Source organism: Qipengyuania sp. (genome assembly GCF_042095715.1).
In the GTDB taxonomy this organism is placed as follows: Bacteria; Pseudomonadota; Alphaproteobacteria; order Sphingomonadales; family Sphingomonadaceae; genus Qipengyuania.
In genome coordinates this window covers 1-14,843 of sequence record NZ_JBELMO010000031.1, presented here as the reverse complement: position 1 = coordinate 14,843, position 14,843 = coordinate 1, and the positions used below count along the sequence as shown (strand labels likewise).

At 61.5% G+C, this 14,843-nt stretch carries 16 protein-coding genes and 1 tRNA gene; 5 read left to right on the top strand and 12 right to left on the bottom strand.

From position 1 onward, the window contains the following. Window positions 1-108 precede the first annotated feature (108 nt). Window positions 109-1,404, top strand: coding sequence for a DUF2254 family protein (locus ACFDTG_RS09000; protein WP_375290695.1), 1,296 nt, complete (start codon window positions 109-111; stop codon window positions 1,402-1,404). Between the two features lie 13 nt (window positions 1,405-1,417). On the opposite strand, the gene purQ is transcribed toward ACFDTG_RS09000, so the two are convergent. The 12 genes from purQ to ACFDTG_RS08940 all read right to left on the bottom strand — a co-directional run bounded on the left by purQ (window position 1,418) and on the right by ACFDTG_RS08940 (window position 10,434). Then, window positions 1,418-2,095 carry a phosphoribosylformylglycinamidine synthase subunit PurQ gene (purQ, locus tag ACFDTG_RS08995; RefSeq protein WP_375290694.1) on the bottom strand — a complete coding sequence of 226 codons (678 nt, stop codon included), beginning with the start codon at window positions 2,093-2,095 and terminating at the stop codon, window positions 1,418-1,420. After that, a complete protein-coding gene (gene purS, locus ACFDTG_RS08990) occupies window positions 2,092-2,337 on the bottom strand; it encodes a phosphoribosylformylglycinamidine synthase subunit PurS (protein ID WP_375290693.1) in 246 nt (81 codons plus the stop codon). The genes purQ and purS overlap by 4 nt, the downstream gene beginning before the upstream one ends. 89 nt (window positions 2,338-2,426) lie before the next feature. After that, complete coding sequence (gene purC, locus ACFDTG_RS08985; RefSeq protein ID WP_375290692.1) at window positions 2,427-3,233, bottom strand: phosphoribosylaminoimidazolesuccinocarboxamide synthase; 807 nt, start codon at window positions 3,231-3,233, stop codon at window positions 2,427-2,429. 105 nt (window positions 3,234-3,338) lie between these two features. Then, a complete protein-coding gene (locus tag ACFDTG_RS08980; RefSeq protein WP_375290691.1) occupies window positions 3,339-4,661 on the bottom strand; it encodes a cation:proton antiporter in 1,323 nt (440 codons plus the stop codon). A gap of 132 nt (window positions 4,662-4,793) precedes the next feature. Then, a tRNA-Phe gene (locus ACFDTG_RS08975) sits at window positions 4,794-4,868 on the bottom strand. Window positions 4,869-4,977: 109 nt separating this feature from the next. After that, a complete protein-coding gene (locus ACFDTG_RS08970; protein ID WP_375290690.1) occupies window positions 4,978-6,837 on the bottom strand; it encodes an EAL domain-containing protein in 1,860 nt (619 codons plus the stop codon). A 153-nt stretch (window positions 6,838-6,990) separates the two neighbouring features. Beyond that, window positions 6,991-7,551: a hypothetical protein gene (locus ACFDTG_RS08965; RefSeq protein ID WP_375290689.1), complete on the bottom strand. Its 561-nt coding sequence runs from the start codon at window positions 7,549-7,551 to the stop codon at window positions 6,991-6,993. A gap of 326 nt (window positions 7,552-7,877) precedes the next feature. Next, window positions 7,878-8,147 (bottom strand): hypothetical protein, encoded by a 270-nt coding sequence (locus tag ACFDTG_RS08960; RefSeq protein WP_375290688.1) that lies wholly within the window; start codon window positions 8,145-8,147, stop codon window positions 7,878-7,880. Next, a complete protein-coding gene (locus ACFDTG_RS08955) occupies window positions 8,119-8,970 on the bottom strand; it encodes a DUF3037 domain-containing protein (protein ID WP_375290687.1) in 852 nt (283 codons plus the stop codon). The genes ACFDTG_RS08960 and ACFDTG_RS08955 overlap by 29 nt, the downstream gene beginning before the upstream one ends. Next, a complete protein-coding gene (locus tag ACFDTG_RS08950) occupies window positions 8,967-9,725 on the bottom strand; it encodes a HipA family kinase (RefSeq protein WP_375290708.1) in 759 nt (252 codons plus the stop codon). The genes ACFDTG_RS08955 and ACFDTG_RS08950 overlap by 4 nt, the downstream gene beginning before the upstream one ends. A 201-nt stretch (window positions 9,726-9,926) precedes the next feature. Next, window positions 9,927-10,187 carry a hypothetical protein gene (locus tag ACFDTG_RS08945; protein ID WP_375290686.1) on the bottom strand — a complete coding sequence of 87 codons (261 nt, stop codon included), beginning with the start codon at window positions 10,185-10,187 and terminating at the stop codon, window positions 9,927-9,929. 64 nt (window positions 10,188-10,251) lie between these two features. Continuing rightward, entirely contained in the window at window positions 10,252-10,434 is a 183-nt protein-coding gene (locus ACFDTG_RS08940) for a DUF1328 domain-containing protein (RefSeq protein WP_375290685.1), read from the bottom strand. 539 nt (window positions 10,435-10,973) lie between these two features. On the opposite strand from ACFDTG_RS08940, the gene rpsL reads away from it, so the two are divergent. The 4 genes from rpsL to ACFDTG_RS08920 all read left to right on the top strand — a co-directional run. Continuing rightward, window positions 10,974-11,345, top strand: coding sequence for a 30S ribosomal protein S12 (rpsL, locus tag ACFDTG_RS08935; RefSeq protein ID WP_006831873.1), 372 nt, complete (start codon window positions 10,974-10,976; stop codon window positions 11,343-11,345). A 156-nt stretch (window positions 11,346-11,501) separates the two neighbouring features. Next, on the top strand, window positions 11,502-11,972 hold the full coding sequence (gene rpsG, locus ACFDTG_RS08930; protein WP_375290684.1) for a 30S ribosomal protein S7: 471 nt from the start codon (window positions 11,502-11,504) through the stop codon (window positions 11,970-11,972). Window positions 11,973-12,100: 128 nt separating this feature from the next. Further along, window positions 12,101-14,233, top strand: coding sequence for an elongation factor G (gene fusA / locus ACFDTG_RS08925; RefSeq protein WP_375290683.1), 2,133 nt, complete (start codon window positions 12,101-12,103; stop codon window positions 14,231-14,233). A 93-nt stretch (window positions 14,234-14,326) separates the two neighbouring features. Then, window positions 14,327-14,843: GTP-binding protein (locus ACFDTG_RS08920; protein ID WP_375290682.1), on the top strand; the 517-nt coding region annotated here is incomplete at its 3' end.

The following is a 14,843-nucleotide window of genomic DNA, read 5'->3' as shown; positions in this document are numbered from 1 at the left end:
GAGATGCCATTTGCAAAGCGCGCGCGCGCCGCAACTTAATTCCGGTTTAATCATTCTGTTCCGGTCGCAAGTTCGAAAAACGCCAAACCAGCAGGGGGCAATCCGTAAATGGCAAATGTGTCGGGCGGAGGGGTAAAGGGCCGCCGCAATTGGGCGTGGCACCGGCTCGTCGCGAATTACTGGTCGCTGCCGATGCTGGCCGTTCTGGCGGCCATTCCGTGTGCGGTGGCCGCATTGGCGATCGACCGGGACTTTTTCACCCAGTTCCTGCTGGGGAATGATCTGTCGCCGGTCGCGACATCCGACACGGCAAAGGACCTGGTGGGGGTCGCTGTTGGGATCAACGCTGCTTTCCTCACGCTTTACTTCTCGATTTCCCTTCTCGTTCTGACCGTCGCGAGCAGCAATCTGGGCGTTCGCCTGGTGGACCGGTGGCTGGACAAGCGGCTGGTCAGGGTCTCTCTCTCAGGTCTCTGCTTCACCCTGGTCTTCTCGCTCGCAATCCTGGGTGCGATCGATGCGGAAGCGCCCTTGTCTCGCACGCCTCTGGGTTCGATCGGCGCGGTCATCGGGTTCCAGGCCATCAACGTGCTGATGCTGTCGGTGGCCCTGCATGATCTGGGGCGCACGATCTTTGTCGATCGGTCGATCCATTATCTCGGCAAAGAGGCGGCCAAACCCGAAAACGAGCTCAGCTCGGGCACGGAATTCGCGGGCGAATGGGGGCAGACGATTACCGCTCCGCGCGAGGGGTACGTGGAAGGCGCGGACCTTCCGCGATTGGCCAGGATGCTGCGTCAGCACGAGGGCGCGATCCGCGTTTGCTGTGCCCCCGGCCAGCATGTGCTCGCAGGAGAGCCGATGTTGCGCCTGCAATACCCGTATGCGGATTGCGAAAAGCTTTCCGACAGCGTGGCGATCGGCGACTTTCGCAGCGATGCGCAGGGCGTGGTCTTCCGCGTTCGCCTGCTGGTTGAAATCGCGGCAAGAGCGCTGTCGCCCGCGGTCAATGACTTCTACACCGCGATAGCCTGTGCCGATCGGCTGGCAAAGGCGATGGAGGGTCAGGCGGATCGCTGGGTCGACGACGGACTTGTCGCCGTGTGGGCAAGGGATCGGCGCTTCGAACTGCCGGGCCAGGATTTCGAAGGCTTGTTCAGGGATCCGCTGGCGGCTCTGCGTCAGGCGGCCTGCGACTATCCATCGGTCACGCTGCGGCTTCTCGATAATATTCGCAAACTGGTGGAGCGGGGCCGCAAAGCGGGACAGCCTGCCGGCCTGACCGCGTTCCTGATCGGGCAAGCGCGCGCTTTCGCCGAACATGCGGCGGACAGGGCAAGCTTTCAGGGCGACCGGGACGATATCATGGCCGGGTTATCGAAGGTCGAATCCGCCGGCTCTTGAGCGCTGCGGACGATCAGGCCCCGACCAGCGCGCCGATCGCGCTTTCGAACAACCGCAGCCCGTCCGTTCCGCCGTGCGCCGGGTCGACCGCGCGTTCGGGGTGAGGCATCATGCCCAGCACATTGCCGGCCTCGTTGAGGATTCCCGCGATATCGCGCTGCGAACCGTTGCAGCCCGTAACATAGCGGAAAGCAACCCGCCCTTCGGCCTCTAGCCGGTCCAGCGTTTCGCTATCGGCGTAATAATTGCCATCGTGGTGGGCGACGGGAATGGAGATTTCCTCCCCCTGATCGTAGCGGGCCGTAAACAGGCTCTGGCTGTTCTCCACGCGCAAGGCCACGTGTCGGCAGATGAACGTCTGGCCTGCGTTGCGCATCAGTGCGCCGGGCAGCAGCCGTGCCTCCGCCAGAACCTGAAATCCGTTGCACACGCCAAGGACCGGCACGCCGCGACCGGCGGCCTGGATGACGCTGCGCATGATCGGACTGACAGCGGACATCGCTCCACAGCGCAGATAGTCGCCGTAGGAAAAGCCACCGGGCAGGGCAATGAAATCGAGGTTTTTCGGCAGATCGGCATCGCCGTGCCATACGCGGAGCGCGGGCGTTCCTGATGCGCGCTCCAGCGCCACCGCCATATCCCGGTCGCAGTTCGATCCGGGGAAAGTGACGACAGCGGCGCGCCAGTTCACGCTGCGGCCCCTTCCAGTTTCTCGATGAGGTAATTCTCGATCACGGTGTTGGCGAGCAGCTTCTCGCACATTGCTTCCAGATCGGAATCGGTGGTGCCGTCAGCGACGACGAGGTCGATGCTGCGCCCCACGCGCACGTCCGACACGCCATCGAAACCAAGCCCGCCCAGGGCATGGTGAACAGCGCGCCCCTGCGGGTCGAGAACCCCGGGCTTGAGGCTGACGTGGACGCGGACTTTCATGATTGTGCTCTCCGGCTGACAAGGGCTGGCGACTGCTGATCTGGCGGCTGCCTATGCCTCCACCAACGCCCGCTAGCAAGGCCGGGCAGTCAGCCCTTCTTGGGTTTGCCGCCGCCCCGCAGCCGTCCGCGGTGGTGGGCCATGTCGACGACTTCGCCGGGGCCGTTGTCGCCTTCGTTCAGCAGGCCGAGACGGCGTGCCACTTCGCGGTAGGCCTCTTCCTCTCCGCCCATGTCGCGGCGGAAGCGGTCCTTGTCGAGCTTTTCGCCCGTGTTGATGTCCCACAGACGGCAACCGTCGGGGCTGATCTCGTCGGCCAGGATGATGCGGCTGTAATCGCCATCCCACAACCTGCCGAACTCCAGCTTGAAGTCGATCAACCGGATGTCGATCGCCGAAAACAATCCGCACAGGAAATCGTTGATGCGGATCGCCATGCTGGAGATGTCGGCCATCTCCTCGCGGCCCGCCCAGTTGAAACAGGCGATTTCCTCTTCGGAAATCTTCGGATCGCCCAGGGCATCGTCCTTGAGGCAATATTCGATCAGCGTGTGCGGCAGCGGTTCGCCTTCTTCCAGGCCCAGCCGCTTGCAGATAGATCCGGCGGCGACATTGCGCACGATCACTTCGATAGGCACGATTTCCACCTGCCGAACCAGCTGCTCGCGCATGTTGAGGCGGCGGATGAAGTGTGTTGGCACGCCGATGTGATTGAGGCGCGTGAACACGTATTCGCTGATGCGATTGTTGATCACGCCCTTGCCGTTGATCGTGCCCTTCTTCTGGGCATTGAAGGCGGTGGCATCGTCCTTGAAGTACTGGATGATGGTGCCCGGCTCTGGACCCTCGTAAAGGATCTTGGCCTTGCCTTCGTAGATCTGGCGGCGGCGGGACATGGGCGGTGCTTTCCTGAAGATTGAAATCGATTAGCGCCGGGGCGCGATGCGGCGCAAGACCGGCGGAATGTCGCCCCCGTTACCGCAAGGGATGGGGAAGGGCAATCAGGCTCGGGAGGCGGCCTGGGGATCGGGCACATCGGTCTCTTCCACGCATTCCACGTGGTCGCCCTTCAGCCGCGCTATCAGCTTGCCGATGGTGGCGCGCTGGACCAGCACGCTGAACAGCACGGCGGCGAAAGTGGCCGCCAGCAGGAGCTCCCGGGTGAGGCCTTCCGGCAAAGACAGGGCCAGCGCCACGGAAATACCGCCGCGCAGCCCCCCCCACCACAGGATGCGCCCCGCACCCCGGTCGGACAGGCGCGTTCCCGGCACGATCTGCGTGGTTACCGTCACCGCCGCGCCGCGCGCGGTCAGCGTGATGGGGATCGCCGCCAGCGCGATCAGGAGATGCGGAATTCCGGGCACCAGGGCGATCAGTTCCAGCCCGATCAGCAGGAACAGGACGGAATTGAGCAGCTCGTCGATCAATTCCCAGAACTTGACCACATAATCCTCGGTCAGATCGCTCATTGCGTGCTCGACGCCCTGGTTGCCGATCCACAGGCCGGCGACGGCCATCGCCAGCGGTCCCGAAAGGTGCAGGTTCATGGCCAGCGCATAGCCGCCCATGACCAGCGCCAGCGTGATCAAAACTTCCAGCGAGTAATTGTCCATGCTCGCAAGCCCACGGAATCCGACATAGCCCAGTGCCAGGCCCAGCAGCACGCCGCCGCCCGCCTCGATGGCGAACAGTCTCGCTCCCTCCGCCAGGCTGAAATCGGCGCCCGTGATCGCCGCATTGAGCAGGATCACGAAGATCACGATTCCCACGCCGTCGTTGAACAGGCTTTCCCCGGCGACGGCGGCCTGAAGGCCGGGCGGGACGGCCTCTTCCTTCAGCACGCCCAAGACGCTCACTGGATCGGTGGGGCTGATGAGCGCGCCGAAAACGAAATACCAGATCGGCGCAATCGGCAGGCCGATCAGCGATCCGACGCCCCAGGTCAGGCCGCCGACGATGGCGGTCGAAAGCAAGACGCCCACGGTGGACAGCAGCAGCACCGGCAACCAGCCCCGCTTCAGGCGTTCAAGGTCCACGTGCAGCGCGCCCGCGAACAGCAAGAAACTGAGCATGCCCTGTAGCAGCGTGTCGGTGAAATTGATGCGCACCAGCAAGCTGGACACCCAGTTGTCGATCATGGTGCCCGGCATCAGCCAATTCGCCACCATCAGCCCGATCGCCGCCAGCGCGCCCATCACGGTCAAGCCGATGACGTGCGGCAGTTTGAGGACATGATGGTTGAAGGTGCCGAACAGCGCCGATGCGACGATCAGAAGGGCGGCGATGTCGAAGGGGGAAAGCCCGTACTGGCTGGCTTCATGCATGGTGGCGTCATGACGGCGGCGAGCGGTAAGGGCAAGGGTGAGGCCCCTCGATTTGCGGAAGCCGGATCTCGGGGCGCGATCATCCTTATTGGCGCGAGCGCGCCAGAGATTCTGGAAAGAGGCGGAAGAAAGTGGTGCCCAGGGGCGGAGTCGAACCACCGACACGACGATTTTCAGTCGTCTGCTCTACCACTGAGCTACCCGGGCGTTCCGGCGAAAGGCTGGGGCGAAACCGCCCGCAATCCATGCGGAAGGCGCGCCTATGGCGAAGCGTGGCGGCTTTGGCAAGGGGGCGATTTCGGGCTTCTTTGGAAAACTAGACCCGCAGCGCTTCCACATCGTTTCGCGGATCGTTACCATCCCGATTGGACTGCCCGGGATCGGCCAGCACCTGTTCCGCAGGGCACGGGCGCCCGCCCATGAAGCCCTGGAAAACCTCGCAGCCGGCGCGTTCCAACGCGAACAGCTGCCATTCGCTTTCCACGCCTTCCGCCATGACAGGCATTTCCAGCTTGCGCCCCAGATCGAACATGGCGTGCAGGATCGCCTCCGCCTTTGAACTTCGAGGGACGTCTTCAACGAAGGATCGGTCCAGCTTGACCCTGTCGAAGGGAAAGCGTTTGAGTACGGACATGGAGGAATAGCCGGCGCCGAAATCGTCCAGCACCAGCCTGACGCCCAGCGCCTTCATCCGTTCGAGCATGACCAGCGCAACGCTCGGATCGTCGATCAGGAGCGTTTCGGTAAGTTCGATCTCCAGCCGATGCGGTTCGATTCCGGAAGCCTTGAGTGCGTCCATTATGCAATCGGGCAGGTCCTTCTGCCGCAGCTGGAGCGGCGAGAGATTGACCGCGACGTGATATTCGGGCGGCAAGGCGCTCGCGGCACGGCACGATTCCCGAAGAGCCCATTCCCCGAGTTGCACGATCAGCCCGCTGGATTCGGCCAGAGGCACGAACTCGCCCGGCGATACCAGCCCCAGCTCCGGATGGCGCCAACGAAGCAATGCTTCGTAGCCTATGATCCGACGGTCCCTCAGCGTGACCTGAGGTTGCAGGAAAAGCGCCAGTTCATCCCGGCCCAGCGCGCCGCGCATGTCGTTGGCGAGCGTCGCCTTGCGCTTCACCTCGGCGGCATCGAACAGATTGTGCAGCACCACGTCGCCCAGCGGATCGGACAGGGCCACCTCGAGCGCCGAATGCGCTTTCTCCTCCACCGCGCCCGCGTCGGCGCCGTCCGTGGGATAGAACGCCACGCCGATGCGCACCTCCACCCGGACGGGGCGGCTCTTGACAACAAGATCAGAAGCATAGCTTGCCGCCAGCCGCCGCATCCGCTGCTCCATTTCGGCCGCGTTTTCGACATAGTCGATACCGGTGAAGCGTCCGCGGCCCTCGTGCGCAACGACTGCGGCGGCGGCCTTCTGGCTTTCGAGCAGCGAGCCCACCAATCTGACCACGTGATCTGCGAAGGAGGAACCGTATTGCGCGCGGAGTTCGGGAAGGTTGGCGATCTGGAAGGATGCCATGGCGATCATCCGTTCGGGTTCGCCCAGTGCAACCCGGCGGGCAAATTCCGCGCGTACCACCTTCATTCGCGCAAGCCCGGTTTCCGGGTCCAGCCCCATGGAGCGGCGGAAATCCTCGTGAAGATCGCGCTGGCTGCTCGCCATCATCATGTCGCCCGCCTTGAGCCCCACCAGCAGCAGCGCGGTCAGCAGCAGAAGCACGGCACTGGCGACAGGCCGCCGGCCGAAGGGTTCGCCCGATTGCTGGCTTTCGACAGCGAACAGGGAGGGGAGCTCGATCGCCAGCGCCCCCGCCAGGGCCGCGCAACCCACCAGCGCCACGAACAACAGGCCAGCGGGTCGCGCCCTTCCGGTGATCCACCATATGCTCAGCCCAGCGATTCCGAGGGTCAGCGCCACATGGGCGGCTGCGGCGGCGGGGGCGTAATGGCCCTGGTCGGCCACCAGCGTGATCTGGAAGGTAAAGGCCAGGATAGGGACGCTGAGCGCGAGGATCGCCAATATCGCCGCGCCCGGTTCGCGCCCCGTGGGTTTCTGCGCCCGGCGGGCATAGCGGGTGGCCAGACCCACGCCCGCCGCGCACAGCGCAAGTGCCAGGCCCAGGGCCATGATCTCTGCTGGAGCTAGGTCGGTCGCGAGGCGATCCATCCCGTCAGGTCTCTCCCCCCATCAGGCGGAAAGCCGGATCCGTCGTCACCGCGCGGCCCGAAGCGAGTGGCGAACGGAGCCGAAGCTCCCGCAACACTGGGCAAATTGGATCAGTGAGTTTGAAGGATTTGCGACGAGGAACAATAGGGGAAACTACGCGGTTTTGCGCCGCTTTCCAGCGCAACTTGCTGAATCCGGCCCCTTGCTCGGCTGGTCCGCCCGACCCTGAGAGAGGAATGCCTCGACCTCCTCCAGCACCTCGCCGCGGATGGTTTCATAGACGGGGTGGCCGGGTTCCAGATCGCGGATGTCGACTAGATGGCGCTCGCGCCGGCCGAGGACGAAGCACAGCATCGCATTGCCCGCCGGATTGCCGGTCGACAGAGCGCGCTCGATCGCGCAGTCCTCCAGCCGCTGCAACCCCCAGCCCAGCGCCTCGTCCCAGGCGGCGGCAAAGCCTTCCGCCCCCGGCCGCGCGCGCAGCTTGTAGAGCGCCTCCATGCTCTTGCCGATGCTGCGCGCGGCCTGCTGCACGATGCCGGTCGCGGCCAGCGTGGCGACGAACCGGCGCTGGAGATCGGGCGTGATGGAATTGCGCCGCGGGTGCGTATGGACGAAAGGCGCGAAGGCGAGCAGCGGATCGTCCTCCTCGGGCAGAGGGCCGGGATTGGCGACGGCACTGCTCCCCTGTCGCGGAATGGCGCGGGTGCTCATGGCATGACCCTCCGGAGGTCAACGGGTCCGAATGCTCCGGGTCGCCTCGGCGAAACGCAAGGCCAAGGGCCGCCCGGAGCGCTTGCGCGGAGGAAGCCACGCGACGCGGACGCATTGTGCCCGGCACCCGAGGGCGCCAGCAAAACCGCCGCGCCGCCCGAAAGCAGCCAAGCGACCCCGGCCCCGTCATACGAATCGTGTGTTGTCATCATGTCCGCAACTTTGCACTGTCGCGAACCAATAGGACAGAATAAAATAACCTAATAGGTTATTCGTTTACGGTCCTTCTGCGGCTGGCACGGGCTTTCCCGTCATGTGCGGGCGGCTCAGGCGAACCGCCGCAAGATCAGCACCAGCAGCACGAGCCCCACCAGCCCGCCGACGAAAATCCACCGCTCCCGCTTCTTGCGCAGCACGACATCCGCCCCGCGCGCATCGGCGGCGTCGATATGGATGGGGTCTTCGGGGTTGTGGTTGGCAAAGGATTCTACCTTGTTGGAACAACGGTCGACGGGCGTGGAATGGCTCCTACGATTGAGGTTGTGAACGAGCGAAATTCGTATCGCTTTAGTGACTTGTGAATAACCGATGATCAATGGGCATTTCGCCCGCAAACTGCACGATCCTAGAAGTGGCGACTGATGAGCGATCAGCGACAACTTTCTGAAAAGGTAATTGCCTCAGTTCATCTTCAACCAATCGATATGCTTCTGCAAAGGAAGGATCGTCATTTTCAGGAGGCGCGAGCGCCAAAAGAACATTATGTGGCCGCAGCTTCTTACGATTCAGAAGGTACTCAAATCGCGTTTTCCAACTCGATCCATGGTCGAATACGCTCAATGGCGTTTTTTGAGAAAATGCGAGAGGCTTGATCCCATAGATCTCGTCAGAGCGATAGGCGAGTGGTAAGATTATCGGGACTACGTCGTCTTCGACCCTAAGATTTCTAAGGTGAGTTATTCCATGTGAACGTAAGGTTGTTCTTAAGTTTTTCGTGAGCGTTGCCTCAAGGTTCTCAGAAGAAGCGAAATTTCGATGTATAAAGCGATCATATAATTGATCGGCAAGATTTTCAATACTCTCCTTGCTTTTCAAAACCCGAGCTTCACTGAAAAAAACGCTTGATTCACGAACTCTATAGAACTCAGAATAGTAACTTTCTTCACTGCCATCAAGAAGGAGGGGGGTTTGACGCACTGCTCGTTCCAAATCCTTTCTTAGATATTTAATTGCCTGACGGTATGCGCGGTAAGCGAAATCATCGAAAAAGTTTTTGATCCGACTAAAGCGCATTGGAGCCAGCCGAAATACAGACCGGCCTTCGCCAATTTCAGTCAAAACAATCCCGACATTTGCAAATTCGCCAGTCTCCGCAAAAGGGCGGAACCTAACTATTGAGTATCTAAAAAGCCCGGTCATCCGAGTTCATTCCAAAATTCGTTCTCTTCCACTCTAGCGAGACCCTGCTTAATCCTCTCGAGCATATCCGGAGCTTCATCGGTCCATGCATAAGGGAGCTCTTCCCATAAGGTATCGATTGAGGTGGTTAATTCCTTCATCTTTGCTTCCAGCTTATCGCGAAATCCGATGAGATCTTTGGTTTTCAACCACGACCCCCGTCCAGCGTGGACGCTTAGGTCGTCGTCCACGTGGGTATCGCTGAAAGCCAGGTTGTGATCAATGGCGATGAGCCGTTCGTCGGGCAATGAGAAAAGTAGATTTACGTTTTCGCCCATGGGAGTGAGCGTTCTGTCGCCGTTCTCAATCCAGTGGTCAAAGACGTATATCTCGGCAAGCGCCACCGGACCGACCTTTTTGATCATCGGCATGGTCAAGTTGTCGGCTGGCTCGATCCATAATGAAGCAAAGCATACCCCAGAACCTAGCGAGCGGTTTACATTGTCGTCGGGAATTGTTCGCAGCAAATCAGGTGGAATCTCGCAACAAGCGAAATCTGGAACAGGCAACCCGAAGCGTTGTCCAAGGGCAGCTGCGATGGCTTCCGCAATCAGTCCGCGCGTTGTCGCATTTCTTCCTTTTACCGCGTAGAGTTCACCGTCATCCAACCGACATTGGTATGGCTCAGTGCGACCGCTGGCTAGGTGTCTAACGACTTCGACAACAGTTTGTTCGCGCAAACGACACTTCTCGTTTCGTTGACAACCATTAACCATGTAAGGCCACGAGGATAGCCCGTCAAACACATGCTACCAGCGCGCATTCTGAACGCGCCCAGATTTTTATTGCGAAAGTTCGAGCTCTTTTGCTCAGTTCCCAAATTAAGCACATCATCCAGCCGCCCAAAAAACGGCGCCCGTCCGGAGACAGGCGCCGCTTCTTTTCTCCGCCCGTGAAGGGCGGCAATGGCGAAAGACTTACTGGGCGGTTTCGTCCACCATGTCTTCGGCCTGGTCGCCGGCTTCGCCCATGGCGTCGGCCTGCATGTCGAGCGTCTCTTCGGCCGCTTCGTTGCCCTGTGCCTCGGCCAGGTCGGCCTGCTCTTCCAGCACGTCTTCCTGGGATTCGTACTGCTGCTCGGCCAGATCCTCCTGAGCTTCCTGCTCGCTTTCCGAGCATGCACCCAGAGTGGCGAGGGCGAGGACCGGTGCGGCCAGCATGAGAGTGTTGAATTTCATAATATTCCCCTTTGTTGGTTCGGTAATGGTGGGCTGCAATCCGCCCGATGGCAAGCCGTAATGGCTATTTTCCGTCAACGACGCGCCTGGCGCCCATCCAGCCCAGGACGAACAATACGATCGTCGCGATGAGGGCGATGACGAAAATGATGATCGCGATATGGGCAAGAGTTCCCGCGATACCGCTGAAGCCCAATATGGCCGCGATCAGCGCGATGATGCCGAGGGCGATGGCCCATCCAAACATTTGACGTTCCTTCCGAAAACTCGCTCGATGGATTGTGCGCGCGTCAGGCGGCGCACGATGCGTGGTTTCGGCCTGAACGGTCTATCGGGGCAGGGGTTCCTCACCGCAGTTGCGGCCGGGACGGCGGGGTTTGGGACTTGACCCGAAAGGCGCGTCCTATTATGCGCCCGCCCATCCGGTGATGGCTCGCTTGCCCTGCCGGTCAGATAGAGCTGAACATTGCCGGTGATGTCCCGGGGCCTGGAGCGGATAGCGACAGGCTCTTTTCTATTGGGGCGGACCGTGAGGCAAGTGGCTCCGGATCAGGTCTGCCTTGCAGAGCTGCGCTTCCCGGTGCTGCGCATTCCACTAGGAATGCCTCGCGGAATGCTTGGGGCAGCCGTCAGAGTAACCCGGTGTCCGTGCCGGGTGGAGCGTTTCAGGCTCGCGCGATCGCCCCCGTTCGGTGCCCTTGGGCGCCCGTTCGACGGCATGATCGGGCGCGTTCCTGCATTCTCCATCCGGTCCAGTGGCACCTTCATACGGTGAAGAGAGAACTCATGCCGACGATCAACCAGCTGGTCCGCAAGGGCCGCGTTCCGCAGAAGGCCAAGAGCAAGGTCCCTGCGATGGAGCAGAACCCGCAGAAGCGCGGTGTCTGCACTCGCGTCTATACCACGACGCCGAAGAAGCCGAACTCCGCTTTGCGCAAGGTGGCCAAGGTGCGCCTGACCAACCAGCGCGAGGTCATCTCCTACATCCCGGGCGAAGGCCACAACCTGCAGGAACACAGCGTCGTGCTGATCCGCGGCGGGCGTGTGCGCGACCTTCCCGGCGTGCGGTATCACGTCCTGCGCGGCGTGCTCGATACGCAGGGTGTGAAGGACCGCAAGCAGAGCCGTTCGAAGTACGGCGCCAAGCGTCCGAAGTGACCATGCCGGGGGCATGGTCATCCTCGAAAGGTCGCCACGGGCGGGCTTGTCGGGGATCCAGTCCCGAGGCCGTTTAGGCTTTCCCGGCCGCCCTGGATCCCCGCCTTCGCGGGGATGACGAGGGGAGGGGCCGGTTAGAGATTTGGAGACAGAGAAATGTCACGTCGTCGTCGTCCCGAAAAGCGGGAAATCCTGCCTGATCCCAAGTTCAACGATCAGGTGCTGTCGAAGTTCATGAACAACCTCATGCTCGACGGGAAGAAGTCCACTGCCGAGCGCATCGTCTATGGCGCGCTCGACACGGTCGAGACCAAGGCCAAGGCGAACCCGGTCGAGGTGTTCCACGCCGCGCTCGAGAACATCAAGCCGCAGGTCGAGGTGCGTTCGCGCCGCGTCGGCGGTGCGACCTATCAGGTGCCGGTCGAGGTTCGCCCCGAGCGTGCCCAGGCGCTGGCCATTCGCTGGCTCATCACCGCCTCGCGCGGGCGTGCGGAAACCACCATGGCCGCGCGTCTCTCGGGCGAGCTGATGGATGCCGCCAACAACCGCGGCAACGCGGTCAAGAAGCGCGAAGACACGCACCGCATGGCGGACGCGAACCGCGCCTTCTCGCACTATCGCTGGTAAACAGGGTGAGCGGGTGGCGGTGTAGGATCGCCGCCCGCATCTCCTGCCAGTCACGTCTTTAAGTAGACACAAAACCTACCATATGGGGGCGGCATCACACGCACCCCCGACCTGACGAGGAATTTCCTATGGCCCGCGACTATCCGCTGGAGCGCTACCGCAACATCGGCATCATGGCGCACATCGATGCCGGCAAGACCACCACGACCGAGCGTATCCTTTACTACACCGGCAAGTCCTACAAGATCGGCGAGGTGCACGATGGCGCCGCGACCATGGACTGGATGGAGCAGGAGCAGGAGCGCGGGATCACCATCACTTCCGCCGCCACCACCACCTTCTGGACACCCGAAGACGCGACCATGGACCCGCGCTCGGATCCCGAAGCGCTTCGTGCGGACATGCCCAAGTACCGCATCAACATCATCGACACCCCCGGCCACGTCGACTTCACCATCGAAGTCGAACGCTCGCTGCGCGTGCTCGACGGTGCCGTTGCGGTATTCGACGGCGTTGCCGGCGTCGAACCGCAGTCCGAAACCGTGTGGCGCCAGGCCGACAAATACGGCGTGCCGCGGATGTGCTTCATCAACAAGCTCGACCGCACGGGTGCGGATTTCTATTACTGCGTGCAGTCGATCATCGACCGCCTCGGCGCGACCCCACTGGTTCTCTATCTCCCGATCGGTGCGGAAAGCGATCTCAAGGGCGTCGTCGATCTCGTCAACAACCGCGGCATCGTCTGGCAGGCCGAAGACCTGGGCGCGAAGTACGAATTCGTCGACATCCCGGCGGACCTCGCCGACAAGGCCGCCGAATACCGTGAGAAGCTGATCGAGACCGTCGTCGAACAGGACGACGATATCATGGAAGCTTATCTGGAAGGTAACGAGCCCGACATCGCGACCCTCAAGAAGCTCATCCGGAAGGGCACCATGGCGCGCGACTTCGTGCCCGTGACCTGCGGTTCGGCCTTCAAGAACAAGGGCGTGCAGCCCCTGCTCGACGCCGTGGTCGATTACATGCCGAGCCCGCTCGACGTGCCCGCCATCAAGGGTGTGCTGCCTGACAGCGACAAGGAAGAGACCCGTCCGTCATCCGACGACGAGCCCTTCAGCGCGCTGGCCTTCAAGATCATGAACGATCCCTTCGTGGGCTCGCTCACCTTTACGCGTATATATTCCGGCAAGCTGACCAAGGGTCAGGTCCTGAACAGCGTGAAGGACAAGAAGGAAAAGATCGGCCGCATGCTGCTGATGCACTCGAACAACCGCGAGGACATCGAAGAGGCATTTGCCGGCGATATCGTCGCTCTGGCGGGCATGAAGGACACCACGACCGGCGACACGCTCTGCGATCCGGCCAAGCCGATCATCCTGGAGCGCATGGAGTTTCCCGATCCGGTGATCGAGCTATCGGTGGAGCCCAAGACTAAGGCCGACCAGGAAAAGATGGGCGTCGCGCTCAATCGCCTTGCTGCCGAAGATCCGAGCTTCCGCGTCTCCACGGACCACGAAAGCGGTCAGACGATCATCAAGGGCATGGGCGAGCTTCACCTCGACATCCTCGTCGATCGCATGAAGCGCGAGTTCAAGGTTGAGGCGAACGTCGGTGCACCGCAGGTGGCTTACCGTGAATACCTCGGAAAGCCGGTGGATATCGACTACACGCACAAGAAGCAGTCGGGTGGTTCCGGCCAGTTCGGCCGCGTGAAGATCAAGGTTACTCCGGGCGAGCGCGGCCAGGGTTTTGTCTTTGAAGACAACATCAAGGGCGGCAACATTCCGAAGGAATACATCCCGGCGATCGAGAAGGGTCTGCGCGAGCAGGCTGAAAGCGGCTATCTGGTCGGCTTCCCGATCATCGATTTCACGGTCGAACTCTACGATGGTGCGTACCACGACGTCGACTCGAGCGCGATTGCGTTCGAAATCGCCGGTCGCGGCGCCATGCGCGAAGTGGCACAGAAGTCCGGCATCAAGCTGCTGGAGCCGATCATGAAGGTTGAGGTCGTGACTCCCGAGGATTATCTCGGCGACGTCATCGGCGACCTCAACAGCCGCCGTGGTCAGATCCAGGGTACCGATAGCCGCGGCAATGCCCAGGCGGTCGAAGCCAATGTGCCGCTTGCCAACATGTTCGGCTACGTCAACGAACTGCGGTCCTTCACGCAAGGTCGTGCCCAGTACACGATGCAGTTCAGCCACTATGACGAGGTCCCGGCGAACGTCGCGGCCGAAGTCAAGGAGAAGCTTGCTTAACTGGCAGGCAGGGTCTAGGGGCGGCGCCTGATTCCGCAGGGCGCCGCCTTCACCTCGCGGATTTCCAACTTTCAATCAGAGGTATTTCGTAAAATGGCGAAGGAAAAATTCGAGCGCAACAAGCCGCACTGCAACATCGGCACCATCGGTCACGTCGACCATGGCAAGACCACGCTGACGGCTGCGATCACCAAGGTGATGGCTGAAACCTACGGCGGCGCTGCTGTCGATTTCGCAAACATCGACAAGGCTCCCGAGGAACGCGAGCGCGGCATCACCATCTCGACCGCACACGTCGAGTATGAGAGCGACAAGCGTCACTACGCGCACGTCGACTGCCCCGGCCACGCCGACTATGTGAAGAACATGATCACCGGTGCCGCTCAGATGGACGGCGCTATCTTGGTTGTGAACGCTGCCGACGGCCCGATGCCGCAGACACGCGAGCACATCCTGCTCGCTCGTCAGGTCGGTGTGCCGCAGCTGGTGGTCTACCTGAACAAGGTCGACCAGGTCGACGACGAAGAGCTCCTGGAGCTGGTCGAACTGGAAGTTCGCGAGCTGCTTTCGAGCTACGACTTCGACGGTGACAACATTCCGATCGTCAAGG